Source organism: Kitasatospora sp. NPDC057198, assembly GCF_042670125.1.
In the GTDB taxonomy this organism is placed as follows: Bacteria; Actinomycetota; Actinomycetes; order Streptomycetales; family Streptomycetaceae; genus Kitasatospora.
Genome location: NZ_JBHUWH010000064.1, coordinates 1 through 25048 on the forward strand (window position 1 = coordinate 1; position 25048 = coordinate 25048).

A 25048-nucleotide genomic window follows, 5' to 3' on the forward strand; every position below is an offset into this window, starting at 1 on the left:
CAGCAGCGGGGCCGGACCTCGACGCGCACCGACCGCGCACGGACCCGGGAGGACAGATGGCCAGTCCGCCCCCTGCCCCCGGCTCCGGTGCTGACCCCGGTTTCGGCTCCGGCTCCGGTGCTGGCCTCGGCTACAGTTCCGGCTCCGGCTCCGGCTCCGAGGAAGGGCTGTCCGCGGACGACGCCGTCCGGGCGATGCTGCTCCTGATGCCCCGGGTCGCCGCCCGGGTCAAGCGGATCGCCGTTCCCGAGGCACTGGCCGGGTTCCAACTCGCCCCCCGGCACCTGTCGTTGCTGGCCTACCTGGTCTTCGACGGCCCGATGCCGGTCGGAGCGCTCGCCGAACGCCTCGAAGTCGCCCACACCACCGCAAGTCTGATGATCGGCGACCTCACCCGTCAGGGCGTCCTGGAGCGCTGCCCCGACCCCGCCGACCGGCGGCGCACCATCGTCTCGCTGACCGCCGACCCCGCCACCCGCACCGCCGTCGAACGCTGGCTCGCCAACGGCTCCGCCTCCTGGCGCACCGCGTTCGCCCCGCTCAGCCCCGCCGAGCGCGCCCTGTTCGTGCGCACCATGGCCGCCTACGAACAGGGCACCGCGGACGGCGAGTGACCGGCCGCGAGACCCGTCGGACTCACCGAGAGGACCGCCGGGTCGGCTGCGAGGCCCGTCAGGCCGACTCCCACAGGTGCACCGCGCCGCCGTCCGCCGCGACCGTCGCCCAGGTACCGCTGCCCGCCGCGACGACCGCCCCCGCGACGACAGGACCGGCCGGGTAGGCGACCTCGCCCCGCAGCGCCAGCCCTGACGGACGGCTGTCGGCCGGGTCGGTCAGGACATCGACCAGCCAGTGCCGGGCCCGGCCGGACTGCTGGTCGGACTCGGACGTCCCCGCAACCAGGGTGTCCTCGTCCAGGAACGCCGCGTCGAAGTCCCAGTACACCCGGTCGTTACTGGTGCTGGTGCTGGTGCTGGTGCTGGTGCTGTTGTGGGGGTGGGGTGGGGGTACGGCGCCCTCGGCGTCCAGCTCGGCCAGGGTCTCTCCGCTCTCGGCGTCCAGCAGGAGCAGCGACCACTGCCCGGTGTCGACCTCCAGCAGCCACCGCCCGGACGGGCTCACGGCCAGCAGGAACCGTTCCTCCGCACGCCGTTCGACGACCAGCCGCCGCCCGTTCCACCGCCCCCGCAAGGCGGGCGAGCCCTCCTCGCCCACACCGATGCTCAGCCCCATCCGGGACGGATCCGGACCGGCGAGGTGGACGGACCCCGAAGCCACGGTCTCCGTCACCGCCCGGCCGAGGACCCGCCCGCTCGCGGCGTCCAGCACCAGCCACCACTCGTGACCGTTCGCCGCGCCGGGGTCGTCGCCCTCCAACGGCCCGGGGACGTGCGCCCACAGCAGCGTGCCGTCCGAGCCGGGAGTGACCGAGCCGCCGTCCGGGAAACGGTGCCTGGGGTCGTCCGCGTACGCCTCGAACGACGGGTGCAGCGAGCCGCAGACCCAGCAGCCGTGCCGCACCTCCCACACCGTCGACCCGTCCGCCGCCACCGCCCGCAGCGCGTGCGTGCCCGCGAACACCGCGACCTCCAGGCCCGGCAGCACCGCCACCTCCCCGAACCGACGCGGCCACGGCGCCGGGAAACGCACCGCCCCCACCGGGACGCCCGGACTCTCCGCACCTCCCAGCGCCACGGCCCCCACCTCGGCGTCCCCCTGCTGCACGAGCAGCCGCCGCCCACCGGAGAACACCCGGAGCTGCGGCAGTCCGAACGGGAGCGGACCGGGCCGGTCGGAATGGGCGGGCTGGGCGGGCCGGTGGGGTTGGCCGGGCCGGTCGGGTCGGCCGGTCGGGGGAGGTGAGCTGAGCGGGGCGGTGACGGTGGTGACGAGACGGGCGGCGACGGGCATGAGGATCTTCCAGTCACGGACGCAGGCTGTGCTGGACGACAGCGTGCACCGTAGGGCGGAGTGGGGCCCGGTAGGGCACTGGGCGGGGGAGCCGGGGCGGGCGGTCAGTGGTGTGGGCTCCGGTTGAGCAGGAGGTTCCGGCGTTCCGCCAGTGTCATTGAGCGGGGGTGCAGGAGCGAGATCGCGGCATCGTTCTCCTCGGCGAGGGTGAGAGCCGCCGCGGCCGCCGCTATGGACAGCGGGGCCAACCGGCCAGCCTCCCACAGCAGGATCTTCAGTCGACCGTGCTGGCCCGCCCGCCGGAACCCGGCGACCAGGTCGGGGAACTCCGCGGGGGCGCGCACCGACGGGGCCAGCCGGACCAGGCACTCCGCGACCACGAACTGTCCGGAGGCGTGGAACGCGGCCACCACCGCGCCGAGTTCAGCCGCCGGCCAGGCACAGGCGACCGCTGACACCAGGTCGTCCGGCGAGATCCTCGAGTGCCCGACCTGGTGCAGGGCGGGCAGCCACTCGGCCCGGAAGCGGTCCGGGCCCGAGGGCTGCGCCCCGATCCAGTCGAGGAACGCCGCCTTGTCCGCGTTCCCCGTGGCGGTGAGCGCGCCTACCGCCGCGACCACCGCAGCGAACGGCGGCACCGCCGGACGGGCCGCGAGGCTACGCATCCCGTGGGCGAGCCGGGCGAGCAGCGCGGTGCCCTCCGCCTCCACGGCGCGCGTGCGGAGGGCGAGTCGGGCGTACAGCTCGGTGCGGCCCGCCGGGACCGGGGCGGCCGCCGGCGGTACCACGGGTGGCGCCGGGAGTGGTGCTGCAGGTGGTGCCGCAGGTGGTGTCACTGACGGTGCCGGAAGTGGGATCTGCGGGCCGTTGGCCTCGAGCGCGGCGTTCAGCATGGTGAGCCGGAGTTGCTGTCCGGCCGCGCGCAGCCCAGCGAGGACGGCGGGGAGTTCGCCCGGCTCGCGGTGAGTGGGGATGCTGCGGACGATTTCGTTGGCGAGGCGGGAGAGTCGGGCGTCCTCGTAGGTGGCCAGCAGTGCGCCGAGCCCCGCGGCCGGCCAGGCCCCGGCCGCCGCAGCGGCCCAGGCTCCGGACTGGTAGCCGCGGCCGTGCCGCGCCAGCATCCGTTCGGGGGGCGGTAGTTGACCGGCGGCGTGCAGGGTGCGGATCCAGTCGGCGTACACCGACTCCTCGGCGTGCGGCCCTGGCTCCGGGACGCTGCCCGGCGCGGTGTCCAGCGCGGTGTCCAGGGCAGTGCCCGGCGCGGTGTCCAGTACGGTGCCCACCGCAGTGCCGGCCAGGAGCGTCGGGGCGGACGCGGGCAGCGGGGCGGTCACGGCCGTCACCGGGCTGGCCGGGAGCGGGCTGTCCGGGGGCGGAGCGGCCGGGGCCAGGGTGGGTGGGGGCGGGACTGCTGGGAGCGGGGCGGCCGGGAGCGGGGCGGCCCGAGGCGTCTGGCGGACGGTGCTCCGCTCGGTCGGGAGGTGCGTCTCCGGGGCGGGGGTGGTGGTGAGGTGGCGGAGTCGGTCGAGCACCTCGGTGGCGGACCGGGGGCGTTCGTCCGGGTCCTTGGCGAGCAGGTCGAGGACCAGGCGGTCGAGTTCCTGGGGGACCGGGCCGGGTGCCTCGCGGCCGGGCGGGCGGGCCGGTTCGGACAGGTGGCGCAGCATTAGCGGTACGGGATCGCCCGCGCCGAACGGCGGACGACCGGTGAGGAACTCGAACAGGACGCAGCCGAGTGCGTACAGGTCTCCGCGGTGGTCGCCGGAGCGGCCGTGGAAGCGCTCCGGCGGCATGTACGCCATGGTGCCCATCACCCGGCTGTGCGAGTCGGAGCGGCCTTCGCGGTGCTTGGCGATGCCGAAGTCGAGGATCTTCAGCCGCCCGTCCGGGGCGAGGAACAGGTTGGCGGGCTTCAAGTCCCGGTGGATCACCCGTGCGGCGTGCGCGAAGGCGAGCGCGTCGCAGAGTTGGAGCGTCCAGCCGACCGCCTCGGCGACCGGCGGCGGTCCGTCCGCCCGCAGCCGGACGGCCAGGTCGGTGCCGATGAGCAGTTCCATCACCAGGTAGACCGTTCCGTCGGGTTCGTGGCCCAGGTCGTGGACGGTGACGATGCCGGGGTGACCGAGGCCGGCCGCGAGCCGGGCCTCGTTGAGGAACAGTTCGGTGCCGCGCGGGTCGTGCAGGTCGGTGTGCAGCAGCTTGACGGCCACCCGGCGCCGCAGCGCCGCGTCCCACCCGTGCCAGACCTGGCCCATGCCGCCGCGGCCGATCAGCTCGTCCAGCCGGTAGCGCGCGGCGAGTACCCGTCCTGCGGCCAAGAGTGCCTCCCCGATCTCCCCGACCGGGACGCGCCGTGGCGGAACACGGAACGTGCGGGCCGGTCTGCCCGGGAATCTACCAGCCCGGCCGGGGAGCGGACCGCTGCCGTGGAACCGCCCCCGGCCCCTCGCCCGGGGGTGGCCAGCACCGCCTCCGGCACCGTCGGTTGGCAGTGTTCGAATGGGCGGATGCACGTGACCGAACTGATCAGCCACCTGCCCGGGACGCCGGTCGTCCTGGAGCGCTGCCGCGCCCTGGCGATGCTGGACGCCGTTCTCAGCCCGAACTGGGAGGCGCGGTACTACTCGTGCGACTCGCGGTGGGCGCCGGAGGAGGTGAATGCCTCGATGCGGAACGGCAGCGGGGACGAGTACTCGATCGTCTTCACGGAGACGGGCGCCTTTGTCCGGGGCTTCGACCACGAATCCGCGCTCAGCCCGGCCAGGCAGAGAGTAATGGAGCAGGGGACGGTAGGGCCGTGGCCCGGACTGCTCGACGGGTTGCCGGAGGTGTTCCGGGCCCAGGTCGAGGAGCCCGCGTTCTGCGACGACGAGCAGTTGCAGGCGACGGTGTGCTTCTGGCGAGAAGCGGCCGACACCGCCTGGCGGGCAGGCGCCCCCGCACCCGTGCCCGAGGGCGTCGAGGAGGACGGCGGCGCTTCCTGGCTGTTCGAACTGCTGCTGGACAACAGCCCCGAGGCGTACCGGAGTTTCGCCGAGGAGTACTACGAGATGGACGTCGACCTCGACGCCGTCCGTCACGTGTGCGCGCTGCGGCCGCTGACCCAGGAGGTCGTGAGTGCGCTCAACCCGGAGCTCGACCTCGCTGACCTCGCCGGGGACATCGCGGAGATCGGCTACCCGACCGGCGAATGAGGCCCTGCTGACCGGACTCCTGTCAACCGGGCCCCTGCCGGTGAGGTGCCTGCCGGTGAGGTGCCTACCGGTGAGGTGCCTACCGCTGGGGTTCCGGGGAGTTGGTGCTCCGGAGCACAGAGGGTTGGTGCGCAGAGCTCCGGTATGTGGGCCTCCGACGGCGGAGTGCGGTGGCCCCGGGCGGTACGGGGCCACCCCGGACGGGTGGAGCCGACGAGGGGCGGGGCGGCCGGCTCCGTGACGGGCGGGTCCGCGGCGGGCGGATCCGCGGCGTGGGCGGGCTGGGCCCGGCGCCGGTCGGTAAACCCGCCGAGCGCGACCCGCCTGCTGGGGACCGGCACGTGGTCGGGCGGCCCCGGCTGGACGCAGGCCGTGTTGAACCGCTCCCCGGGCCCGGGGCGGCAGTTCTCACGGTCGGCGCCGTGACCCGGCCCGGTCTCGGAAGCCCGTACCCGCTCGCCGGGGTGCGGCCGCGGCAGTGACCTCAGCAGCCGTCGGCGCCGCGCGGACGCGGAAGACGCGGAGCCGAGCACCCACCAGGAGCAGGTCACCGACCCCACCGCCCTCACGGTCGCGCCCCAGCGCAGCCCGGACCTGCTGAGCATCGTGCGAATGTCCGTCACCGGTTCCTCCACTTCCTGACTGGGCGTCACATCGGTTCGCCCGAGCGGCGCCGGCACCGGACCGGCGTCGTCGGTCCCAAGACTGGTCGATCGGAAGGGCCCTGTCTCTGCAGCCTCCTACCGTCTTTTTGGTGAGGCTGGCTGCACCGTGAAGACGGAACCTGGCATCAATGACAGTCGGTGCGCGCCTCGTTACTTTGAGGTCATGCGAATCCTTGTGCAGGCAATCCGTTCCCGCTGGTCCAGGCTGCTGCCCGGGTGGCCCGGCCGTTCGACTTCCCACTGGGCGCGCCTTCTCGCGCTCCTGACACTCCAACACGCGCCGGGCGGCGTCGAGCCGCAGCCCGCCGGGGCGGTGCGCTCGGGGGTGCTGGGGGTCGGTGACGTCCCGCGAGGTCACCTCCAGCGCGGCCGGGCCACAGGCATCGCCGGGGCCGGAGGTGCGGCAGAACGAGCGGTCCGGACGGGTCCGGGCGTCCGGACGCAGCCGTGGCGATACGTCCATCGTGGGCACCAGGCGATCGTCCGCGGCCCGTGGCAGCGGCAGACCGGGCAGACTGGCCGGCTCCGACCGCAGTCGATCGACGCCTACCCGCCCCCGGTCCAGTGCGCCGTACCGGGCCCCGTGTTCGCGCCGATGTTCGGGCGTCAGTGCCAGGTCCACCAACGTCCCCGCCGGGCCGCCGCGGCACAACACCGACCCGTTCGGCTCGCACAGCGCGCCACGCCGCCCGGTCAGACGGTCGTGGAAGGCCCCTCAAAAGCGTGCCGGCTCCGCGAGTGGATCACTCTGAGCGCCCTGAGCACCCTGGTCCGGCAAGTTCACCACTGCGGCCTTCGCGTCAAGTTCTGGCTCTCTCGGCCGAGTCCAGGGGCACGTGAGAACCGCTCCAGTCTCCGGAAAATCCCCGTGCGGGTGACACGTCCTCGTCTCAGAAGCGCGGGCGGCCGTAGCGGCAGCGAACACCCCACGTGCCGGTCGGGGAGAAGGTCTCGCCGTTGGCTCTGGTCACTGCGAGGCTCGCCCTCATGCCGTCGAACAAGACCCGGTCACCTGGCGCAAGGAACAGCGGGCTCGCCAGCTCGCAGAAGTAGCCGTCGTCATTTTCAAGGTCATCGAGCATCACGAGCCGCGAGACCGGGGTGACTCCGTCAGTGGGCAGGCGCATGCCCTGGACTGTTCCACGGAGGTGACAGCCACCACAACCAGTTTCGAAGCAGCGGCCCTGCGGTTGAACGACAAGATCGACCAAGGCTCAGTACCTCGGGGTCGGCAGACCCTCGGCGTACGGGCGGAGCGGCGTCGGCAGTCTGGCGCTGTGCTGAGCACGGGGGAGGCACGGGCCGCTCGCGAGGAGCGGTTGCGGGCGGTAGCGGGAGTGGAGCGAGGCGCTGGAGGAACGGATCCAGCTCAGTGGAGAGCAGGAGCGTGAACGGAGGCGGGTTGAAGTCCGGCGGGCGGAAAGGGAGTTCTGGGAGGGGCGTCGGCGTGGCGGCATCGGCGAATTCGCCCAGGTCGAGGGTTCGGGCGGGGGCCGGTCCGGATCGCGGTGGTCTGGTCGGGCGCTTCCGTGCCGTCGCCAGGGCCGTCAGGCCGCAGATGGCCCTGGATTTCGCGGGAGGAGACGTCATCTTCGCCGTTTCGGTCGGTCTGCTGTTCGGCCCGTACCGTGCGGTCGGCTGGCCCCTGCCGGCGCTGCTGTTCCGTCCACGTCGGGCCGTTGCCGCCGCTGTGGGCCCGTCCGGTCTGTGCGTCGACACTGCGCGGCCGCGACAAGCAGACGGTGACCCGGGCTGCGGATGTCCTGGCCGACAAGGTCGAACAGGACGGTGCGGCCGTCGTCCCCACCGCACCTGGTCGGGACTGACACGGCCCGGTGCGGCACGGCCCGGCGCGGCGAGGACGGGAGGGTGTGTGTGCGGAGTCTCCCGCTATCGGAAGGGAGTTGAGCTGTGGCAGGGTCGCTGCCATGCCTTTCGACCACAACGACCACTACCACCGCCTCCTGCTGCGCCACCTCCCGCCCGGTTGCCGCACAGCGCTCGATGTCGGCTGCGGAACGGGCCGCTTCGCCCGGCGGCTGGCCGCGTCGGGGGTCGAGGTGGACGCGGTCGACCCCTCGGCGGAGGCAATCGAGGCCGCCCGGGCGCTGACCGGCACCGGGGCGGGCGGCCGGGTACCGAACTTCCGACAGGCGGACGTCACCCGGAGCGAACTACCCAAGGCGCACTACGACTTCATCTCCTGCCTGGCCAGCCTCCACCACATGCCGTTCGACACCGTTCGGGCGCTGCGGGAGTCACTGGCCCCGGGCGGGGTGCTGGTAGTCCTCGGCTGCTACCCGGAGAAGTCCCGGACGGACTGGCTGTGGAGCCTGGCCGCCGTCCCCGTCAACGCGGCCGCGCGCGCCGTCGTCGCCCTCACGGAGCGGCTCCGCGGCACAGCTCCCACCGGGCCCGGCGCTGTCCGGGCACCGGTCAAACCGCCGATGATGACCTATGCGGAGACGGTGCGGGAAGCCGCCGTGCTCCTACCCGGTGCCAGGGCGAGGCGGCTCCTGTTCTGGCGGTACCTGCTGGTCTACCGCGCCCCGGTCGGCGGCGGGCACGGAAAACCGTCGACCTCCGGCGGGGACGGTGCCGGCGCCCGCTCTTAACTTGCCGTTTAACCGTTGAGGCGGCCTCGGGTTGCTTCCTCATGGGCAACGAGTTCATCCGGGGTGCCGACGAAGGCGGGTCCGCACCCGGCAGGCAGGCGTTCCACCACCATGGCAACGGCTTCTGCGGCTGTCGCCGCAGGTCCGGCGGTCTGCGAACGCAGAGGTCCCGAGACCCGGTAACCGCCACCGGCTACGGGCTGGACGTAGGGGATGTCCCACGTCCAGCGTTGTTCCGTGCACCGACTGAAGTGCAGCTCGCCCATGCCCGTCCAGGGGAAAAGCTGCCGCAAGCTCGGTTCGGCGTAGGCGAGGTCCAGCAGCTCCGGACGCACGCACCCGTCAGCGCGGACCGCTCGCCAACCCGCTTCGACCCTGTCCGCGCTCGATGGATTCGTTGTCATCGAGCCATCATCCACTTCGCGCCGTCGGCGTCACGAGGTGGCACCTTGGCTTGCTCGTCGTGGCTTGGTTCTCTTCTTGTGGTGCGCGGGCCGGGGCGGGCGGGTTTCGGCGCACGCGCTGGTGAGGGGGCCTTCGTGTGGAGGCTCCTGGACCCGGGCCGGGGTAGCCTCGCGGCATGATCGAGTCGGACCGTCCCCAGCCCTCCTTGCCGAGGTGGGACCAGGTGGTCGCGCTGCGGGACTTCATCCACGGACGGACATACGCTGCCGCGGCTGCGACCATCCGCCTGAACGGAGAGCCGCCTCATGCTCCGGGATCCGCGTGGGTGCGTGTTGCGGAGGTCAACGGGGCCCTGTACGAAGTCACGTCCCACCTGTGCCGTCGGCTGCATGCCGAGCTCGCAACGGGTCGCTCCGGATCCGTCGCGGAGGAGTCATGGGCAGCCCTCGCATCGATCGCCGCAGCCTGGCGCGAAGACCCTGAGCTGCCGGGCGGGATTGTCGAGTTGCTGCCGGTCAAGCAGCGCTGACCGCGAGCTCAGGCGTTGCTGGGAACGCCATGCGTTCGTCGAACAGCTTGTTCTGCTGTAGGCAGTGGTAGAGCTGGCCGATCATGCGGTTGAACAGGTTTCGCAGGGCGGCCGCGTGCCAGTCTCCGTGTTCATCGCGCCGCCGGCGGTAGTGGGCCCTGGCTCCGGGTGAGCCGTTCCTTTTCCGTCGGCCGACCAGCACCCGATCAGTCCCACCACAGCACAACCAGAAGGTTCCTCTGGGCCGCTCCTTCGTAGAAGTCGCGCAGGGCACGGAAGTGCCCCAGCAAGTACTCGTTCCGATCTCCGGTGAGTTCCCGGCCGATCCTGGAGCCCGCGGCGCTCTCCAGGACTGGCTGGATCATCTGTGTGTCGATCTCTCCGAGCAGTGTCGACACTTGGGCGACTCCGGCCGGTGAGAGGCCCGTCGGGGTGGGCCCGAAAAAGCCGATCTCATGCGGATGCGTGTTGAGGAATCCCAGGTCAAGATCGGTGTCGCCGTCGGTCGCGCGATTGATCGCTTCCAGGTGGACAGCATCGAGCCGGGCCAGTTCGAAGGCTTGTCTCAGCATGGGCGGTGACCAGTCGAGATCGAGGCAGTCCGCCGATGGCGGATCCCAGCGGTGATCTCCGTTCGGCGATTCTTCGGCCGACCGGCGGCAGGCAGCGAGGTACTCCGCCGAGATTCGGGCAAGCTGCTGGGTGACGGCCATGACGACAGTATCCCGACACTGTCCACCGGATTTGCAGTTCGCTCAGCCGGCCCCCCTCGGCCCTGGCGTTCGCTGACCAGGAGCCTTCGCCCGTGAAGATGGACACGCGGTTGGTTGTCACGCGGCGAGCGCGAGCTTAGCGGTGTGGTGTCGGCGTTCGTATTCGTTGGGGCTGAGCTGTTCGTTGGCCGAATGCCGGCGGCGGGTGTTGTAGCGGGTCAGCCAGGCGAAGACGGTCCTCCTGCAGGTCGCGGGATCGCCGTAGTCGCGGGCGCCCTTGAGGGGCTCGCGTTTCAGGGACGCGTGGAAGCTCTCGCAGGCGGCGTTGTCCGCGCTGCTGCCGACCACACCCATCGACCGGGTGACGCCCAGGTGCGAGCACAGGTCGGCGAAGGCCCTGGCCCCGTACTGCACGCCGTGATCGCTGTGGAAGACCGCCCCGTCCAGACTGCCGCGGACCTGGACCGCCATCCGCAGCGCGTCGGCGACCAGGCGGCGGTGCGCATGTGATCGGCGATGTTCCGTGGCGGTGAAGTCCCGCTGGAACAGGTCTGGCACCGACGTCGGGGCAGGGTCCGGGAGGGTGGTGCGGACCCTTCTGCGCAGGCGTATGCCGACGATGCCGTGCGTGCGCATGACCCGGGCGACCCGCTTGTGGTTGCCCCGCGTGCCGGTCTCTCGCAGTTCCGCGGTCACCCGCGGCGAGCCGTAGGCGCCGCCGGAGTCGGCGTGGATGCGGCAGATCTCCTGGGCCGGGGTCCGGTCCTCGCGGCGGCGGACGGCTCTGGCATCAACACTGCCGAGCCACTTGTATTAGCCGGACCGGCTGACGTCCAGGATCTGGCACAGCCGCTTCACCTCGTAGGTGCCCCGGTGGTCGTGGACGAACTGGAAACGGCTCACCAGTTCGTCTCTCCGGCGAAATACTTGACCGCCCTGCGCTACTTCGCCCTCGGCGGCACCGAGAATTCCAGCCACAAGGCCCAGGGCAGCATGACCCGCCGTTGCATCGTCTGGCGGAACAAGCGCGCCGCCGACGACCGCCTACGCGAAATCGTCACCAGGGCGAACGTCGCTTGACGCGGTACCAAGGCCGCATGGTGATGCCGCCACCTGTCAACTACTGGGTGCTGCCGTCGTCGAGTCCGGCGATGACTTTGACGTCCGCTTCGGACATGTCCAGGATCCTGGCGATCAGGCGGACCTGCAGCAAATTCGGATTGTTCCCGTGGCGGAGCATGTGGATGGTGGACACCGACAGTCCGGCGGCCCCGGCCATGTCCCTGACCGGAATCCCACGCAGGTCCATCAATCCGGCGAGCGTCCGCCCGAACGGGTGCGGCTCCGACTGCCCGGCAGGGGCGAAGGCCGGGCCGATGACGACGTCGCCGACCTTGGCCTGGAAGCGGATCAGCCGGTCGCCCCTGAACCCGACCTTCGCGACGAACGGCAGGCTCTCGCCGTTGCCGGAAGCGACCGTCCCCGGGACTGACACCTCGGTGAACCTTGCGGCGGGATCACAGAGGTGGTCCCCGGTCTCTGCAGGACGTCCCGGCTGGACCCGGTCGACCTTCCAGACGCGGTTCCACCACGGAAGGTCCTGCAGCACCTCGTTGAAGAAGGGCAGCAGGACCGTTATGTCCACCGGGTCCGGAGGGTTCTTCTGGCCCACCCATAGGACACCGGGCCAGTACCTCAGTGCCGCGATCACGTCCGCAGTCAACGCGCGGTTGGCAGTCTCCACGGCCACACTCTCCCCCGATCGACGGAGCAGTGTCCCATGACGGGGCGAACGTTGTTGTGACTGTGATCGCTAGTTGCTCTGATCGGGAAGGTTCGCCGGGTTGGCGGTCAGTCCTGCTCGGATGCGGCTGCGAGATGGCGACGGCAGAGGTCGGCAGCCGTGAGGTGGGGCTTGTGCAGCGCGTCGCTGTAGAGCCGCATCTCACGGGCTGCTCGGTCCAGGTGCTGCCAGAAGGCGAGCGGCATGTCGAGGTCGTCGCCGAGATCGACCAGGCAGTCGAAGGCAAGGCCCAGCTCGTTGTGCTCCAGGAACTCAAGGGTCGCTGAGAGATCGATATCGGGCAGGCCCGCCAGGTGGGCCCGAGCAGTATCGAGGTGGCCACGGGTCCGGTTCCAGCCGACCTGAAGCGCCTCACGATCAACAGTCATGGCGCCAGTGTTGCTGGTGCTGTCCGTGGGGTCACGCGACTTTCGCCGGCCGCCGGCCCCAACGGATGCCCCTCTCACTGCGGATGCGAGCGCGTTCGCGGCGTTGGGCGGCCAGGACGTCGGGGTGGCGGGCGTTGGTGTTGCGCCGGCGCAGGTAGGCATGCAGGGCCCGGGTCTGGACGGTGCGGTTGCGGTGGTTTGAGTTCGAGTTCGAGTTCGAGTTCGAGTTCGCGATCGTGAACTGCCGCAGCGGCCCGAAGTGGGCTTCGATCGGGTGGGCCCAGGACGCGTGGGTCGGCGTGAAGCACAGCTCGACGCGGTTCTTCCTCGCCCAGCGCCGGATCTTCTCGCCCTTGTGGGCGGACAGGTTGTCCGGGAGGACGTAGATCGGGGCGCCGTCCGGGCGAGCCGCGCGGATCGACCGGAGGGCAGCCAGCGTGTTCGCGGCGCCCTTCTTGCGCCGGTCGACACCCCACAGGGTGTCGTCACAGGGTGTTGTCACCGGCCGAGTAGCAACCGTGGAAGTACCGCACTCCATGAGTGCGGTGGTAGGTCGCGGGATGCCGCTCGGGATGACCGACAGGTGCCCAGCCGGAGCCGGCGGTGGGGCGGATGCCGAGCGGCCCGAACTCGTCGAACGCGAACACCCGGTCCGGGAACCGCTCCAGGACCTCTTCGATTCGGTCGGGCTCGGTATCACGCTCGGGGTCCGGGGAGTCCTTCCAGGTCTTGGTGCGCTGGAAGGTGATGCCGCGGCGGGCGAGCAGGCACCGTAACGCCTCGCGGCCGATCCGGATCACGCGGCCGTGGACTTTGCACAGGTAGGCGGCGAGTTTGCGGATCGACCAGCGGGTGAAGGGCCGGCCGAGTCTGGCCGGACGGGTGGTGGCCGTCCGGACGACGAAGTCCTCGTCGGCCTGCACCAGTTGGGCGATCACCGGGACCCGGTTCCCGCCGGCCGAGGTCAGCAGCAGCATCGCCCGCCGGGACCGCACCGAGCTGGTGCTGCCCCGGCGCACGATCTGCTGCAGCTTCTGCCCCTCCCGGTCGGTCAACCTGCGCACACGGACAGGCTCGGCCACCACATCCCCAACGGTCGGATCAACGGACGCCACCGCACATCCAACCGCCAGAACCACCAACCCGGCGAACCAACCCGATCAGAGCACTAGTTTGCGTGTCTGCCCGCCGTAGCCTGCGGTTTTGACTTGTAGGCTGCGAGCTGTTGCGAGCGTTGCTTTGCGAGGTGCTGCCCAGCAGTGGTGGCTGTCGGTGATGCGCCGACGCCGTGGGCGTCTACGAACACTCGTGGAAGAAGCGGCCTTCGCGGTGGTCGGGGCTGACGAAGCCGTAGCCGTAGCCGTAGCCGAAGTTGAGGAAGTACGGATCGTCCGGGCTTTCGCCGCCGTCACTGATCTTGAAGAGGAACTGCCACGGGGCGTCGACGCGTGCGTCGATGTTGGGGTAGCAGGCGGCGCCGCCGAGGTAGTCGTGCAGGTCCTCCCCGTCGGGGAGTTCAGTGGCGGGACCTTCGCCGCGCATGCCACGCTGCCAGGCCGCCTTCTCGTCGATCGAGCGGTCGATCTCGGGCGGCACCGGCTGGAGATCGACGTGCCACTCGACGGGGATCTCGGTCTCGTCGGGGCTCCAGCGCCACAGGGTCCGTCCCTGCGTGCCGGGCGGTCCGATGGCGGCGAAAGGCGGGACGCGGCCGTCCGGCTGCACCAGCAGGACGGCGTCGCCGTCCTCCGCGCCAAGTCCGCCCATGATCATGCCTTCCTCGTGGAGGAAGAGGTAGGCCAGGCGGAGTTGGGGGCCGGGGACGGGGAACTGCCCGATGAACACCAGCGGCTCGCCGGAGGTCGGGTGTACCGGCCAGGCCGGTTCGGACAGCCAGACGGGCTCGCCGCCGAACTTGGCCACGGGGGTGACGATCGGCTGCTCGGCAGCCGTGAGAATCATCTGCTGGCGCGGCAGGAAGGCCGCATCGTACGGCCCGTCCGCTCGCCCGGTGGGACGCGCGATCATGAGCGGACCCTACGGTACGCCACCGACGAACCGTGTCGTAGGGTCGAGCAGCAGGAGAGCAGGCGGCGTCTGGTCAGTGGGCCCATCCACGAGATCGCCGCCCACACAGATAGTGCCAGGTTCCCACTTCGTGGCTGATCTCCAACTGCGGTGCGGCAGCTCAACTTCTCAACGTGACTTGATCGACCCTCGGACCGCCGCTCGCAAACTACGACTTGGAATCGCAATCCATCGACCGCAGTCACAGTTGTCTGATGCGGCACTCGATCTTTCAAAGACCAGTTACGGGACAGCGCTTAGGGTGGCGTGGAAGGAATCGTCCTCGCTTCGGAGCACCTCGTGACCGCCACCGTGACAGCCCGCCCGGTCGCCGGCCGGGCCACTTCCTTCCCGTACGCGAGGCCGGACGACGGGCCGTCCGTGGTGGTGGGCCGGGAGGTGGACCGTCGCGACCATGCGTGGGTCGTCGTGGAGACGAGGTTCCCGGCACCGTGGCCGCGCGGGGTCGGCCGGTGCGCGGTGGCGTCCGCCAGTGACCTCGACATCCGCGCCAGCCCGTGCGCGCTGTGGGCGGGGGACCGTTTCGGGGCGCTCCACCGGGAGGCCCGGTCCTGCCGTTGGGCTGGACGCGGTCTCCGCGAAGCGGACGGGGAGTGTCCGAGTGGCCGGGAACACCGTTACGGGGGCAGCGGATCAGAGCCCTTCTCTGCGGACGACGCCCCGGTGCGGGCCCACCTCCTGGGCTCGCCGGCACAGGACGGGCCGGGAGCGGGCCGGGCGGCGGACGAGTGGCTCGTTGCCGACGCCTCCGACAGCACGGTACAGACGGGGGTGGGGACGGGGATGGGGTCGGGGACGGAAATGGTGGCGGTCGGCTCGTTCCACGTGCCGCACCCCGACCCGCAACAGGCGGGACTCGGCATCGGTGGTGGGCCGGACAGCACCTCCCGGTGCTGGGGAGGTTGGGACGGCGGAGCCGGTGGCATGGTCGACCGGTTTCACGGCGAGGACCTCGTCCTGCCTGCGGCCAGCGCCTCCGGTGACCGGCTGCTGGCCGTGACGCATGCTCAGGACCGTCCTGCCGCGCACCGGGCCTTCGACAGGGCCGTCACCGCGAAACCGTACGCCGGCCCGCCGTTCCCGCGCTCCGGCACCACCTCCGACCCGGATCCCGATTCGGGGCCGGACGCCTGGGAGGAGCCACAGGACCACGTCGGCTGCACAGCCGGGTCCCTCCGCGGGGGTACGGCGGCTGTGGGAACGGCCGAGGGCGACGACGTGTACGGCACCGGCCGACACCGGCTCGCGGAGTTCGCGGAGTTCGCGGATCGTGCCGCACCCCGGGTGACCGTGCGGGGCGACTGCTCCTTCCCGGTGGCCGGCTCTGTCCAAGGGCTCGGTGACGGCAGCTGGTTCACCGAGTCCGCGCAGGACGGCGCCGTGCGCTTCTGGACTCCGGACGGCCCGAACACCGTCCACCCGCACCAGCGTGCCACCACCCGTGCCACCTCCGAGGCCCCGCGGGCCGGGGGTGGGCGAGGGAGGTCCGGTGCCGCGTAGACCCCCGCGCACGCTTCGCGCCCTCCCAGCGGGAGCGGACGACCGCTCCGGCGGCCCAGCGCAACGACAGCGACAACGACAGCGGCAGGAGCAGCGACGGGGCCAGGTGCCGGCCCCGGGCCAGGGGCGGGTCAGCACGTTGCTGATCGGCGTCTGCCCCGGGCTGCCGCTGTGCGAGGCCGTGCACACGTACCTCTTCGTGGACGGCCTCGATCTGATCACACGCAGCGACGCCCGTGCGGTCGGTGCGCCGCCGGGCCTGCTGCTCCGCCCCGGCGGTCCGCTCTGGCCCACCGACCAGGCCCGCACCGTGAACGTGGCCACGCTGGAACGGGGCGGGGGCGGCGTGCCCGGAGTCGAGGTCCGGATCCAGTTGCGGCGGGGGCGGAGCGTGGTGTGGAGCGGTCTGGGGTGTCCCGGGGCCGACGGCGGCGTCATCGAGGAGGTCCGCTTCGACCTGCGGCAGTACGCGGCCGAGCTCGAACGGGGATACGCCCGCTGGGGCGCCGGGAAGCGGGGGGCGGAACCCCGGCCGGCGGACGGTGGTGATCAGGGGGTGACGGGGGGTGACGGGGGTGATGTGAGGTGATGTGGGGTCAGACCTCTGGCTGCGCAGCGGGTTCACCGTACGGCGGCACTTCCGCGTCCGGTACTGCACCGTCAGCCGCACGACGCCCCCGCCGCGCCGTGCGGACAGGTCGTCGGGAGAGCCGGGACTGCCCAGCGGAGCGGGACCGCCGACCGCGCCCGAGCCCGCTTTTCTGGACTTGCCGGTCCATTTTTCGCTGCCTAGCGTGCTGAACGTGCCCGGACGCCACCGGGCCCGAACAGGAAGGTGCTGTCCCATGCACGCGATCCGGATCGAGGAGCACGGCGGCCCCGAGACCATGCGCTGGACCGAACTGCCCGACCCCGTACCCGGCCCGGGGGAGGTGCTGGTGCGGCTGGGCGCGGCCGGGGTCAACTACATGGACGTCGGCGCCCGCGTCCAGGGCGGGCCGGGCTGGGCGGTGCCGACCGTCCTGGGCGCCGAGGGGATGGGGTACGTCGCCGCGCTCGGCCCGGACGTCGACGGCCTGGCCGCCGGGGACCGGGTGGCCTGGTTCTACCACCCCGGCAGCTACGCCGAACTGTTGGCCGTCCCGGCGGACGCGCTGGTCAAGGTGCCCGACGCGGTGCCGGACGAGATCGCGGGCGGCCTGCTGATGCAGGGCCTGACCGCCAACCACCTGACCACCGAGACCTACCCCGTCGCCCCCGGCAGCACCGCCGTGGTGCACGCGGCGGCCGGCGGCGTCGGCCGGCTGCTCACCCAGCTGGTGAAGGCCCGCGGCGGCCGGGTGATCGGCCTGGTCTCCCGGGAGGAGAAGGCGGCAGTGGCGGAGGACGCCGGGGCCGACCACGTCCTGGTCCACTCCGGCGCCGGGTTCGAGGACCGGGTCCGCGAACTCACCGGCGGACGCGGGGCCGACGTGGTCTACGACGGCGGTGGCGCGGACACCTTCCGCTCCTCCCAGCTTTCGCTGCGCCCGCACGGCGTGCACGCCTACTACGGCCCGTTCATGGGCGTCCCGTCCCTGCGGCCCACCGACCTGCCCAACAGCATCCTGCTCAGCTACCCCGTCGTGCACCACCACGTCGCCACCCGCGAGGCCCTGGTGCGGCGCTCCGGCGAGGTGTTCGACATGGTCCGGGAGGGGCGACTGGTCCAGCGGATCACCGGCCGCTACCCCCTCGCCGACGCCGCCCGCGCGCACGCCGACCTCGAATCCCGCCGCACCACCGGCAAACTGCTCCTGCTGCCCTGACCGCCCCGTCCTACCCTGTCTCACCCCGTCCCGCCCCGTCCCCGGAGGAGAGCCGTGCCGCTGACCAGCAAGGGTGCCGCCACCCGGCAGCGCATCGTCGAGGGCGCCGCCGAGCAGATCCGCGAGCACGGGGTGTTCGCGGTGCGGTTGGAGGACGTGATGGCCCGCACCGCGACCAGCAAGAGCCAGCTCTTCCACTACTTCCCCGGGGGGAAGGACGACCTGCTGCTCGCCGTCGCCCGCCACGAGGCGGCCCGGGTGATCGAGGACCAGCAGCCCGAACTGGGCTCCCTCACCACCTGGGACGCCTGGTGGCGGTGGCGCGACAAGGTGATCGCCCGCTACCGCGCCCAGGGCCTGAACTGCCCCCTGCACACGGCGCTCGCCCAACTCGGCGGGGCCACCGCCGCCACCAGGGCGGTGACCTGCGAACTGCTCGCCCAGTGGCAGCGCCAACTCGCCGCCGGCATCCGCCACCTGCAGGACGACGGCGCGGCCGCCCCGGGCCTGGACGCCGACCGGGAAGCCGCCGCGCTGATGGCCGGGATCCAGGGCGGTGTGCTGATCCTGATGGCCACCGGAGCCACCGCCCACCTGGAAGCCGCCCTGGACACGGGCCTCGCCCGCCTGCGCGGGGAGACGGACCGGGAGGGCGGACCGGGAGAACGGGGCCGGGAGGACGGACCCGGGGACGGGCGCGGGGCGGCCGCGGAACGCTGAAGGACCGCGCCGGGTGGTGCGCGCCGCCCCCGGCGGGTTGGCGGGATCTTGACGCCCATGGGCGGTCACGCCACTCGTGGAGCGGGCACGCGCACCGCGAGACTGGAGACGTCGCCGACCGGGGCGACCAGGACGGCCAACGGCCCGCCCCCGGAACCCCGGCCCCGGAACCCGGAGCCCCGGCCCCGGAACCCGGCTCCAGAACCTCCGCACCATCGGAAAGAGGCACCCCCATGCCCGCCAGCACCGCCACCGCCACCAGCACCGCCGCCACCGCCACCAGCGCCGTCCTGAACGTCCCCGCGGCGGCCCCGGCCGAGGCCGCCGCCCACTACGCGGCCCGGCTCGCCTTCGAGGCGGACGTCTCCGACGTCCACGCCGACCTGGCCTCCGGCGTGCCCGGCATCGTGGTGGTCGACACCCGCAGCAAGGCCGCCTGGGACCAGGGCCACCTCCCCGGCGCCGTCCACCTCCCCACCGCGCAGATCGCCGAGCGGGCGGCGGAGTCGATCGACCCGTCGCTGACCGTGGTCACCTACTGCTGGGGCCCCGGCTGCAACGGCGCCACCCGCGCGGCGCTGGCCTTCGCCCGGCTCGGCTACCGGGTCAAGGAGATGCTCGGCGGCTTCGAGTACTGGGTCCGCGAGGGTTTCGCCTACGACACCGCCGCCGGCAGCGAGCAGCGCCCGATCGACGACCTGACCGCCCCGCGCTCGGGCATCTCCTGCGCCTGCTGATCCCCGCCAACCCGGCCATCTCGGCCCCGGACCGGCCCATCTCGTTCCCGGCCCGACCCCGTCCGACCCCGGTCAGGCCCCGGTCCGGTCCGGGCTCAGGCCCGGTACGCCTCCGTCGCCGCCTCGACGAACGCGCGGACCAGCGGATCGCCGTCGTCCTCCCGCCGGGCCACCACCACCCGGCTCGGCGCCAGGTCGACCAGCGGCACCACGGCCAGCTCGGCGGGCAGTTGGTGCCCGAGCGGCATCAGGCCGATCGTGCCGCTCCACAGGACGGCCTGCAGGCACTCCTGGACGCCCCGCACCACCGGCCCCTCGCGCGGGACGCCGCCGTGCCAGTACGCCTGCCACTGCGGGTCGGTGCCCGGCGGGAACCTGAACCAGCGCCGGCCGGACAGCTCGGCGAGCCGCAGCCGCTCGCGGCGGGCCAGTGGGTCGTCCGCGCGCACCACCACCCCCACCGGATCGGCCCGCAGCGTGCGCACCGCCAGACCGGCCCCGTCGAACGGCGCCCGGGTCAGCGCGACGTCCACCAGTCCGGCGCGCAGCCCGCAGGTCGGATCGGTCAGGTCGGTCTCCCGGACCCGGACGTCGACGTCCGGGCGGCTGCTGCGGAAGGCGGCCGCCGACCGGGAGACGCCCGGATCGGTGCTGTCGCCCAGGATGCCGATGGTGAGACCCGTGCGTCCGGCCGCCGCGGCCACCCGCAGCCGGGCCCGCTCGGCGCCGGCCAGCAGTGCCCGCGCCTCCTCCAGCAGCACCGTGCCCGCCGCGGTGAGCGCGACGCCCGAGGGCGAGCGGACGAACAGCCGCGCCCCGAGGTCGCCCTCCAGTTGCCGGACCGCCCGGCTCAGCGGCGGCTGGCTGATGTGCAGGCGACGGGCGGCCCGGCCGAAGTGCAGTTCCTCGGCGACCGCCACGAAGTACCGCAGTGTCCGTAGCTCCACGCTGCGACGATACCCATCCGGTATCGGCGGCGCGGAACGGGTCTTGGACAGCCGACCGGCCCCGGCGGTGGACTCGTACGGGCGCGGCCGGCCGGGCCCGCACCGCCACCGGGCCCGCACAGCGGCGTCCCCCCCCTACGGACGGGAACCATGGAAATCGCCTACTGGATCGTCGCCGGGCTGCTCGCCCTCCTCTACCTCTACGGGGGTGCGCTCAAAGTGCTCCGCAGCCCCGACCGGCTCCGCCCGATGATGGCCTGGGTCGACCGCGTCCCGCTGCCCGCCCTGCGCGCCCTGGGCGTCCTCGAACTCCTCGGTGCCGCGGGACTGCTCCTGCCCCCGCTGACCGGCACCGCCCCCTGGCTCGCCCCGGCCGCCGCCACCGGCCTCCTCCTGCTCCAACTCGGCGCCGTCCCGGTCCACCTGACCGGCGGCGACCGTCGGATCGGCCTCAACCTCGTCCTCCTGGCCGCCGCGGCCGCGGCCCTCCTGCTGTCCCTCGGGTAGCGGCCGTCCGGCCGGTCACCGGTCGGTGCGCCCGTGCCCGCCCCGCCCCAGGCGCGGGGTGACGATCCGACCGGGCGACAGTCACATGATCGGCTGGACGGTCCCCGGTGCCGTGACCGCATACGTTCACCGGGGCGGTGATCCGTGACGTCAGTGGTGGTCAGCCGGCCGGTGCCGTCACCGTGGGCGGCGCCACCGCCGGTTCGAGTAGCGACAGCGTCCGTCGCTGCGCATCGAGGCCGACGCGGATGCCGACCGGCATCGGCAGGTTCGGGCCGGCATGCCCGAAGTCGACGTTGCCCAGGACCGGGATGTCACGGTCGCCGAGGACGTCGAGGACGATCTCGGGCAGGGTCGGGGACACGCCGGGTTCGAGCCCACTGATCTCGTGCGGAACGCCGACGACCATGCCGGAGATCCGATCGAGGATGCCGCAGTGCCGCATCACCTGCAGGTAGCTCCACACGTGCGAGGCCAGACCGCCCGCCTCCTCCCAGAACAGCACCGCACCGTCGAACCGTTCGAGCGGCAGCGCGAAACGCGTCGCCTGCGCCAGCACGATGCGATTGATCACCCCGCCGATCAGCCGACCCTCGACACGGCCAGGACGCCAGCACTCCCACGACGGGCTCGTGGGCAGCGCACCGATCGCCTCGGTGCCGGTCAGCAACCCGGAGTAGAGCCCCTCGAGTTCCGCTTGGCGGGCCGGTGGCGCGGACTGCCAGTGCCCGCCGAAGCCCGGGACGGCCATGTCGGCGTGGAACCCGACCAGGCCCGTGCGCGCGTACAGCACCAGATGCAGCAGCGAGACGTCGCTGTAGCCGAGGATCGGCTTGGGGTCGGCCCTGACCGCCTCGACGTCGATGAGGTCGAGGTAGCCGAGTGCCGTCTGACCGCCGTCGCTCGCGACGATCGCGCGCACCTCGGGATCACGCAGCAGAGCGTTGAGCTCCCCGGCGATCTCCGCCGGAGCGGCCGCGTTCCACCAGTGGCGGCGCCCTGCTTCGAGCAGCGGAGCCCGGCGTACGCGGAATCCCATCCGCTCGAGCACCACGACCGCCTGCTCGACGTTGGGTTCGCGGTCGGCCGGCAGCGGACCCGACAGTGAGGCGATGACAACGAGATCTCCGGGCTCCAGAGCACGCGGTCGAAGCAGTTGGGACGGTGCGGAACCGGTCATGGCGCCAGTGTCGCCGGTGCCGGTCGGCGGGGGCACGCGGTTTTCGCTGGTCGGCCGCCCCGGCGGACGCCCTCCCGGTCTTGGTGCGCTGGAAGGTGACGCCTCGTCGGGCGGGCGGGCGGGCCCAGCGCAGGGCCTCGCGGCCGGGTCGGTGCCCAGCAGGCGGGGACGGCCTCCCGCCGGCCGAGGCCGGCAGCGGCACCGCCCGCCGGCGGCGCACCGAACCGGTGCGGCCCCGCCGTACGATCCGCCGCAACCGTCGGCCCTGACCGGCCCTGACCGGCCCTGACCGGCCCCGACCCCGCGCCTCGTTCCGTGGAGTCGAACGGTTCGCGACGTCCGACCGGCCGGGGGCACGACCGCCGCCGGTACCGCTCACCGGTTCCGGCGGGGGGCGCCGGTACCGGTTCGGGTGCGATCGCTACGATGCCCGGATGCCGATCCTCCCGCCGCCGCAGATACCCGTCGAACCCCCCGCCCGGGCGCCGGAGTTCGACCCGCTGCTGGCCTTCCCCGAGCTGGCCGCGCTGCGCGAATCCGTCCGGAGGTCGAGCTGGGAGGAGGTGGCGGCCTTCTTCGACGCGCTGACCGATCCGGCCGACCGGTCCTTCGCGATCAGGGTCGTCACCGAGACCCCGGAGGTCGGCGGGTTCCTCCAGCGGGCGGTGGCTGCGCACCCCGGCAGCACGTTGCCGCGGGTGCTGCAGGGCGGGTACTACGTCCACCAGGCGTGGGAGGCCCGGGGGAGCAGCCTGGCCAAGTACGTCTCCGCGGAGGACTTCGCGGTCTTCCGCCGGCGGCTCGGCATCGCCGACAAGCTCCTCGGCCAGGTCACCGCCGAGGAGCCGGGCAACACCGACGCCTGGCGGCTGCGGCTGCCCGTCTCCCGCGGCCTCCAGCAGGGCACCGACCGGACCAGGCGGCACTACCTGCGGCTGGCCGCCCACGACCCGCACGACTACCCCGCGCAGTCCCAGCTGCTCCAGCACCTGCTGCCCAAGTGGGCGGGCTCCTGGGAGGAGGCGTTCACCTTCGCCCGGCAGTGCCGCCTGGTCGCGGAGCCCGGGAGCCTCAACCCGGTCGTGCTGGCGGAGGTCCACCTCGAACGCCGGTTCAACGTCGGCGGCGAGCAGGACCCGGCGCACCTGCGCCGTCCCGAGGTCGTCGCCGAACTCGTCGACGCGGCGGAGCACTCCGTCCTGCACCCCGACTTCCGGGGCGGCTACCACTCGATCGCGGCCCACGGCCACTTCGCGGCCGCCTTCGGCCTCGCCGGGGAGCACGCCCTGGCCGCCCCGCACTTCCGGGCCCTCAACGGCTACGCCAGCGAGTTCCCCTGGATCGATCTGCGGTCCCTCACCAGCCCCGGCAGGGGCACCGCCTACCGGCGGCTGCGCCGCCTCGCCGCGCGGGCCGCCCGGTGAACCGCTACCGGGGAGGGAGCCGGAAGGGGGGCGGAGAACAAATGGGTTGGACGGGCGGCGGCGGGTTGCTAGTGTTCGGATCGCCGTGAACGGAAGCGAGGAGGTGAGTTCCCCATGAGAGCTGGATCGAGGCGGGTGCTCCCCCCTTCCCCCACGGTGTAACGACTGACACAGGTGTCGTCGGGAGCGCCCGCGCGAGAACAATGCGAGCACTCCTGAGAGGCAAGAGCCGATGGACACCAACATGCAGATCATCCGGGTCGACGAGACCCAGTGGCAGGCCGTGACCGATGACGCGGTCGTCGGCCACGGCGACTTCTCCCCGCGGCCCGCCCCCGACGGGCGCCGTTACGTGAGCATCGACGTGTGGGACGACGCGGCCTTCGCGCCGCTGGCCGCCGCGATGCTCACCGCCCTGCCCGCCCCGCTCCGCACCCTGGTCGCGGGGGACGACGCCGCGCTCGCCTCCCACTGGGAGCGGGCCGGGTTCGTTCCCGAGCGGCAGGAGTGGGAGTACGTCCTGTCCACCGCCGGGCGGGACCCCCGGCCCGCCCCCGGGGTCGCGGTGCTGCCCGCCGGGACGGCCGACGAGGCCCGACTGCGGCTGCTGGACCGGGAGATCCGGGCCGAGGTCGAGGCGTCCTCGGGCTGGTACAGCATGCCCGCGGAGGTTCGACCGGGCCCGCCGGGGGACACTCTGATCGACCCTTCCCTGTACGCCGTCGCCGTCCACGAAGGCCGGTACGCCGGTCTGGTCCGGGTGGTCCGCACCGGTCGCGGGCCCGCCCGGATCGGCCTGCTCGCCGTCCGCGCCGCCCACCAGCGGCAGGGGATCGGCCGCTCGCTGCTGGCCCACGCCCTGCACGCCCTGCACGAAACCGGGACCAGCACCGCCCGGGCGGAGGTGGACCGCTCCCGCACCGCCGCCACCGCCCTGCTGGAGGGCTTCGGCGCCGAGCGGACCGGCCACCTCCTGCACCTGGTCCACCCCTGATCGCAAACCCCGGCCGGCACCCCGGCCGGACCCCCGACCGCAACCCCGTCCCGACGAAGAATCGAGATCTCTTGCCACGTGTATCCAAGGGCCTGGAACTGGAGGGCACCGTCCTCGAGTGCCTGCGCAACGCCACCTTCAAGGTGGAACTGCAGAACGGCCACCACGTACTGGCCCACATCAGCGGAAAGATCCGCAAGAACTACATCAAGATCCTCCCGTTCGACCGGGTCCTGGTCGAACTCAGCCCGTACGACCTGACCAGGGGCCGCATCATGTACCGCTACCGCAACTGATCCCGCTCCAGGCCGTCGGCCCCGCCACCTTGCCGCCCCGCCGCCTCGCCGGTGGCGGGGCGGCCCGGCCGGTTCGGCGTCCGGCACCTTGCCGAGCAGGACCGGGAACAGGCGCTCGTCACCGCTCGTGATCGCGGCCGTCGACATCGCGGCCGTCAACGGAGAGAGGCCCACCGGGGGAGTGCGGTCTCCCCGCCCCGGCGGGGGCGAGCGGTTTCCCGCGGCGGGGCCGCGGGTGTGGGACGCCGCACACCGGGGCGGCGCGCGTTGCCCCCGCCGCGCGGTGGGTGACAGAGTGCCGGGCATGGTGGCAGACGCGCAGGTCGGGGAAGCGGGCGCAGGTCCGGAGCGGGTGTTCGACTGGCTGGACGGGGCCGCGGCCGTCCGGGACGCGGCCGGGCTGACCAGGCGGCTGCCGAACACGATGGCGAGGATCAGCAGGCCCGAGACGACGGCACCCGCCAGGGTCGCACGACCCGAGACGGCCCGGGGCAGGTGCCGGACGGCCCTCGCGACGACGGAGGGTTCCTCCCCTGAGGGCCGGCCGTGCGGGCCGCCGGACGTTCCGGTGCGGGCGCCGGGTGCGGACTGCTCGGCCGCGGCGGGCGGCTCTGGTGGCTCGGTCACCCGGCCACCGTAGGAG

25 protein-coding genes and 2 pseudogenes are annotated in these 25048 nt (G+C 72.6%); 14 read left to right on the top strand and 13 right to left on the bottom strand.

Annotated features, from left to right (window positions below):
* Nucleotides 1–56 precede the first annotated feature (56 nt).
* Nucleotides 57–614, top strand: a complete 558-nt coding sequence (locus ACFUEL_RS10790) for a MarR family winged helix-turn-helix transcriptional regulator (RefSeq protein ID WP_380235743.1) — start codon at nucleotides 57–59, stop codon at nucleotides 612–614.
* Nucleotides 615–672: 58 nt separating this feature from the next.
* Here the strand turns inward: ACFUEL_RS10790 and ACFUEL_RS10795 are convergent, their stop codons facing one another.
* Together ACFUEL_RS10795 and ACFUEL_RS10800 are read right to left on the bottom strand one after the other, a co-directional pair.
* A complete protein-coding gene (locus ACFUEL_RS10795) occupies nucleotides 673–1911 on the bottom strand; it encodes a hypothetical protein (protein WP_380235744.1) in 1239 nt (412 codons plus the stop codon).
* Nucleotides 1912–2015: 104 nt separating this feature from the next.
* Nucleotides 2016–4229 carry a serine/threonine-protein kinase gene (locus ACFUEL_RS10800; RefSeq protein WP_380235745.1) on the bottom strand — a complete coding sequence of 738 codons (2214 nt, stop codon included), beginning with the start codon at nucleotides 4227–4229 and terminating at the stop codon, nucleotides 2016–2018.
* Nucleotides 4230–4418: 189 nt separating this feature from the next.
* Between ACFUEL_RS10800 and ACFUEL_RS10805 the strand changes: the two genes are divergently transcribed.
* Nucleotides 4419–5105 carry a hypothetical protein gene (locus ACFUEL_RS10805; RefSeq protein ID WP_380235746.1) on the top strand — a complete coding sequence of 229 codons (687 nt, stop codon included), beginning with the start codon at nucleotides 4419–4421 and terminating at the stop codon, nucleotides 5103–5105.
* Between the two features lie 1555 nt (nucleotides 5106–6660).
* Here the strand turns inward: ACFUEL_RS10805 and ACFUEL_RS10810 are convergent.
* Complete coding sequence (locus ACFUEL_RS10810; protein WP_380235747.1) at nucleotides 6661–6897, bottom strand: hypothetical protein; 237 nt, start codon at nucleotides 6895–6897, stop codon at nucleotides 6661–6663.
* An 801-nt stretch (nucleotides 6898–7698) separates the two neighbouring features.
* On the opposite strand from ACFUEL_RS10810, the gene ACFUEL_RS10815 reads away from it, so the two are divergent.
* The gene (locus ACFUEL_RS10815) at nucleotides 7699–8385 is read left to right on the top strand and encodes a class I SAM-dependent methyltransferase (protein ID WP_380235748.1); all 687 of its coding nucleotides are present in this window, start codon (nucleotides 7699–7701) and stop codon (nucleotides 8383–8385) included.
* An 8-nt stretch (nucleotides 8386–8393) separates the two neighbouring features.
* Here the strand turns inward: ACFUEL_RS10815 and ACFUEL_RS10820 are convergent, their stop codons facing one another.
* On the bottom strand, nucleotides 8394–8789 hold the full coding sequence (locus ACFUEL_RS10820) for a DUF6193 family natural product biosynthesis protein (RefSeq protein ID WP_380235749.1): 396 nt from the start codon (nucleotides 8787–8789) through the stop codon (nucleotides 8394–8396).
* Nucleotides 8790–8965: 176 nt separating this feature from the next.
* Between ACFUEL_RS10820 and ACFUEL_RS10825 the strand changes: the two genes are divergently transcribed.
* The gene (locus tag ACFUEL_RS10825; protein ID WP_380235750.1) at nucleotides 8966–9319 is read left to right on the top strand and encodes a hypothetical protein; all 354 of its coding nucleotides are present in this window, start codon (nucleotides 8966–8968) and stop codon (nucleotides 9317–9319) included.
* On the opposite strand, the pseudogene ACFUEL_RS10830 reads toward ACFUEL_RS10825, so the two are convergent.
* From ACFUEL_RS10830 to ACFUEL_RS10840, 3 genes and pseudogenes are all read right to left on the bottom strand, one after another.
* Nucleotides 9306–9491: pseudogene (locus ACFUEL_RS10830) on the bottom strand (IS110 family transposase); the annotation flags it as partial. The gene ACFUEL_RS10825 and the pseudogene ACFUEL_RS10830 overlap by 14 nt on opposite strands.
* Before the next feature lie 34 nt (nucleotides 9492–9525).
* Complete coding sequence (locus ACFUEL_RS10835) at nucleotides 9526–10032, bottom strand: DUF1877 domain-containing protein (protein WP_380235751.1); 507 nt, start codon at nucleotides 10030–10032, stop codon at nucleotides 9526–9528.
* A 117-nt stretch (nucleotides 10033–10149) separates the two neighbouring features.
* Nucleotides 10150–10776: an IS3 family transposase gene (locus tag ACFUEL_RS10840; RefSeq protein ID WP_380235768.1), complete on the bottom strand. Its 627-nt coding sequence runs from the start codon at nucleotides 10774–10776 to the stop codon at nucleotides 10150–10152.
* 135 nt (nucleotides 10777–10911) lie between these two features.
* Here ACFUEL_RS10840 and ACFUEL_RS10845 point away from each other — a divergent pair, with 135 nt between their 5' ends.
* Nucleotides 10912–11112 carry a hypothetical protein gene (locus tag ACFUEL_RS10845; RefSeq protein ID WP_380235752.1) on the top strand — a complete coding sequence of 67 codons (201 nt, stop codon included), beginning with the start codon at nucleotides 10912–10914 and terminating at the stop codon, nucleotides 11110–11112.
* A gap of 40 nt (nucleotides 11113–11152) precedes the next feature.
* Here the strand turns inward: ACFUEL_RS10845 and ACFUEL_RS10850 are convergent, their stop codons facing one another.
* The 4 genes and pseudogenes from ACFUEL_RS10850 to ACFUEL_RS10865 form a co-directional block, all read right to left on the bottom strand.
* Entirely contained in the window at nucleotides 11153–11776 is a 624-nt protein-coding gene (locus ACFUEL_RS10850) for a helix-turn-helix domain-containing protein (RefSeq protein WP_380235753.1), read from the bottom strand.
* 107 nt (nucleotides 11777–11883) lie between these two features.
* Nucleotides 11884–12204, bottom strand: coding sequence for a MafI family immunity protein (locus ACFUEL_RS10855; protein WP_380235754.1), 321 nt, complete (start codon nucleotides 12202–12204; stop codon nucleotides 11884–11886).
* 31 nt (nucleotides 12205–12235) lie between these two features.
* Nucleotides 12236–13286 (bottom strand): annotated as a pseudogene (locus ACFUEL_RS10860) (transposase).
* 214 nt (nucleotides 13287–13500) lie between these two features.
* Complete coding sequence (locus tag ACFUEL_RS10865; RefSeq protein WP_380235755.1) at nucleotides 13501–14232, bottom strand: hypothetical protein; 732 nt, start codon at nucleotides 14230–14232, stop codon at nucleotides 13501–13503.
* 984 nt (nucleotides 14233–15216) lie between these two features.
* On the opposite strand from ACFUEL_RS10865, the gene ACFUEL_RS10870 reads away from it, so the two are divergent.
* From ACFUEL_RS10870 to ACFUEL_RS10890, 5 genes are all read left to right on the top strand, one after another.
* Entirely contained in the window at nucleotides 15217–15792 is a 576-nt protein-coding gene (locus ACFUEL_RS10870) for a hypothetical protein (RefSeq protein WP_380235756.1), read from the top strand.
* Between the two features lie 106 nt (nucleotides 15793–15898).
* Nucleotides 15899–16381 (top strand): hypothetical protein, encoded by a 483-nt coding sequence (locus ACFUEL_RS10875; protein ID WP_380235757.1) that lies wholly within the window; start codon nucleotides 15899–15901, stop codon nucleotides 16379–16381.
* A gap of 256 nt (nucleotides 16382–16637) precedes the next feature.
* On the top strand, nucleotides 16638–17600 hold the full coding sequence (locus tag ACFUEL_RS10880; protein ID WP_380235758.1) for a quinone oxidoreductase family protein: 963 nt from the start codon (nucleotides 16638–16640) through the stop codon (nucleotides 17598–17600).
* A gap of 54 nt (nucleotides 17601–17654) precedes the next feature.
* The gene (locus ACFUEL_RS10885; RefSeq protein WP_380235759.1) at nucleotides 17655–18320 is read left to right on the top strand and encodes a TetR/AcrR family transcriptional regulator; all 666 of its coding nucleotides are present in this window, start codon (nucleotides 17655–17657) and stop codon (nucleotides 18318–18320) included.
* Between the two features lie 233 nt (nucleotides 18321–18553).
* The gene (locus ACFUEL_RS10890; RefSeq protein ID WP_380235760.1) at nucleotides 18554–19057 is read left to right on the top strand and encodes a rhodanese-like domain-containing protein; all 504 of its coding nucleotides are present in this window, start codon (nucleotides 18554–18556) and stop codon (nucleotides 19055–19057) included.
* A gap of 95 nt (nucleotides 19058–19152) precedes the next feature.
* On the opposite strand, the gene ACFUEL_RS10895 is transcribed toward ACFUEL_RS10890, so the two are convergent.
* A complete protein-coding gene (locus ACFUEL_RS10895; RefSeq protein WP_380235762.1) occupies nucleotides 19153–20004 on the bottom strand; it encodes a LysR family transcriptional regulator in 852 nt (283 codons plus the stop codon).
* Nucleotides 20005–20154: 150 nt separating this feature from the next.
* Between ACFUEL_RS10895 and ACFUEL_RS10900 the strand changes: the two genes are divergently transcribed.
* Nucleotides 20155–20511: a DoxX family protein gene (locus tag ACFUEL_RS10900; RefSeq protein ID WP_380235763.1), complete on the top strand. Its 357-nt coding sequence runs from the start codon at nucleotides 20155–20157 to the stop codon at nucleotides 20509–20511.
* Between the two features lie 160 nt (nucleotides 20512–20671).
* Here the strand turns inward: ACFUEL_RS10900 and ACFUEL_RS10905 are convergent, their stop codons facing one another.
* The gene (locus tag ACFUEL_RS10905) at nucleotides 20672–21691 is read right to left on the bottom strand and encodes an LD-carboxypeptidase (protein ID WP_380235764.1); all 1020 of its coding nucleotides are present in this window, start codon (nucleotides 21689–21691) and stop codon (nucleotides 20672–20674) included.
* 434 nt (nucleotides 21692–22125) lie between these two features.
* Between ACFUEL_RS10905 and ACFUEL_RS10910 the strand changes: the two genes are divergently transcribed.
* The 3 genes from ACFUEL_RS10910 (at nucleotide 22126) to infA (ending at nucleotide 24405) form a co-directional block, all read left to right on the top strand.
* Complete coding sequence (locus ACFUEL_RS10910) at nucleotides 22126–23115, top strand: hypothetical protein (protein ID WP_380235765.1); 990 nt, start codon at nucleotides 22126–22128, stop codon at nucleotides 23113–23115.
* Between the two features lie 232 nt (nucleotides 23116–23347).
* Nucleotides 23348–24109: a GNAT family N-acetyltransferase gene (locus ACFUEL_RS10915; protein ID WP_380235767.1), complete on the top strand. Its 762-nt coding sequence runs from the start codon at nucleotides 23348–23350 to the stop codon at nucleotides 24107–24109.
* 71 nt (nucleotides 24110–24180) lie between these two features.
* Complete coding sequence (infA, locus tag ACFUEL_RS10920; protein WP_033216059.1) at nucleotides 24181–24405, top strand: translation initiation factor IF-1; 225 nt, start codon at nucleotides 24181–24183, stop codon at nucleotides 24403–24405.
* Nucleotides 24406–25048 lie beyond the last annotated feature (643 nt).

Excerpts from the sequence above, each read along its gene's own strand:
- ACFUEL_RS10790 (WP_380235743.1), top strand. The coding sequence starts at position 57 with ATGGCCAGTCCGCCCCCTGCCCCCGGCTCCGGTGCTGACCCCGGTTTC.
- ACFUEL_RS10795 (WP_380235744.1), bottom strand. The coding sequence starts at position 1,911 with ATGCCCGTCGCCGCCCGTCTCGTCACCACCGTCACCGCCCCGCTCAGC.
- ACFUEL_RS10805 (WP_380235746.1), top strand. The coding sequence starts at position 4,419 with ATGCACGTGACCGAACTGATCAGCCACCTGCCCGGGACGCCGGTCGTC.
- ACFUEL_RS10810 (WP_380235747.1), bottom strand. The coding sequence starts at position 6,897 with ATGCGCCTGCCCACTGACGGAGTCACCCCGGTCTCGCGGCTCGTGATG.
- ACFUEL_RS10815 (WP_380235748.1), top strand. The coding sequence starts at position 7,699 with ATGCCTTTCGACCACAACGACCACTACCACCGCCTCCTGCTGCGCCAC.
- ACFUEL_RS10820 (WP_380235749.1), bottom strand. The coding sequence starts at position 8,789 with ATGACAACGAATCCATCGAGCGCGGACAGGGTCGAAGCGGGTTGGCGA.
- ACFUEL_RS10825 (WP_380235750.1), top strand. The coding sequence starts at position 8,966 with ATGATCGAGTCGGACCGTCCCCAGCCCTCCTTGCCGAGGTGGGACCAG.
- ACFUEL_RS10835 (WP_380235751.1), bottom strand. The coding sequence starts at position 10,032 with ATGGCCGTCACCCAGCAGCTTGCCCGAATCTCGGCGGAGTACCTCGCT.
- ACFUEL_RS10855 (WP_380235754.1), bottom strand. The coding sequence starts at position 12,204 with ATGACTGTTGATCGTGAGGCGCTTCAGGTCGGCTGGAACCGGACCCGT.
- ACFUEL_RS10865 (WP_380235755.1), bottom strand. The coding sequence starts at position 14,232 with ATGATCGCGCGTCCCACCGGGCGAGCGGACGGGCCGTACGATGCGGCC.
- ACFUEL_RS10870 (WP_380235756.1), top strand. The coding sequence starts at position 15,217 with ATGGTCGACCGGTTTCACGGCGAGGACCTCGTCCTGCCTGCGGCCAGC.
- ACFUEL_RS10880 (WP_380235758.1), top strand. The coding sequence starts at position 16,638 with ATGCACGCGATCCGGATCGAGGAGCACGGCGGCCCCGAGACCATGCGC.
- ACFUEL_RS10890 (WP_380235760.1), top strand. The coding sequence starts at position 18,554 with ATGCCCGCCAGCACCGCCACCGCCACCAGCACCGCCGCCACCGCCACC.
- ACFUEL_RS10900 (WP_380235763.1), top strand. The coding sequence starts at position 20,155 with ATGGAAATCGCCTACTGGATCGTCGCCGGGCTGCTCGCCCTCCTCTAC.
- ACFUEL_RS10905 (WP_380235764.1), bottom strand. The coding sequence starts at position 21,691 with ATGACCGGTTCCGCACCGTCCCAACTGCTTCGACCGCGTGCTCTGGAG.
- ACFUEL_RS10910 (WP_380235765.1), top strand. The coding sequence starts at position 22,126 with ATGCCGATCCTCCCGCCGCCGCAGATACCCGTCGAACCCCCCGCCCGG.
- ACFUEL_RS10915 (WP_380235767.1), top strand. The coding sequence starts at position 23,348 with ATGGACACCAACATGCAGATCATCCGGGTCGACGAGACCCAGTGGCAG.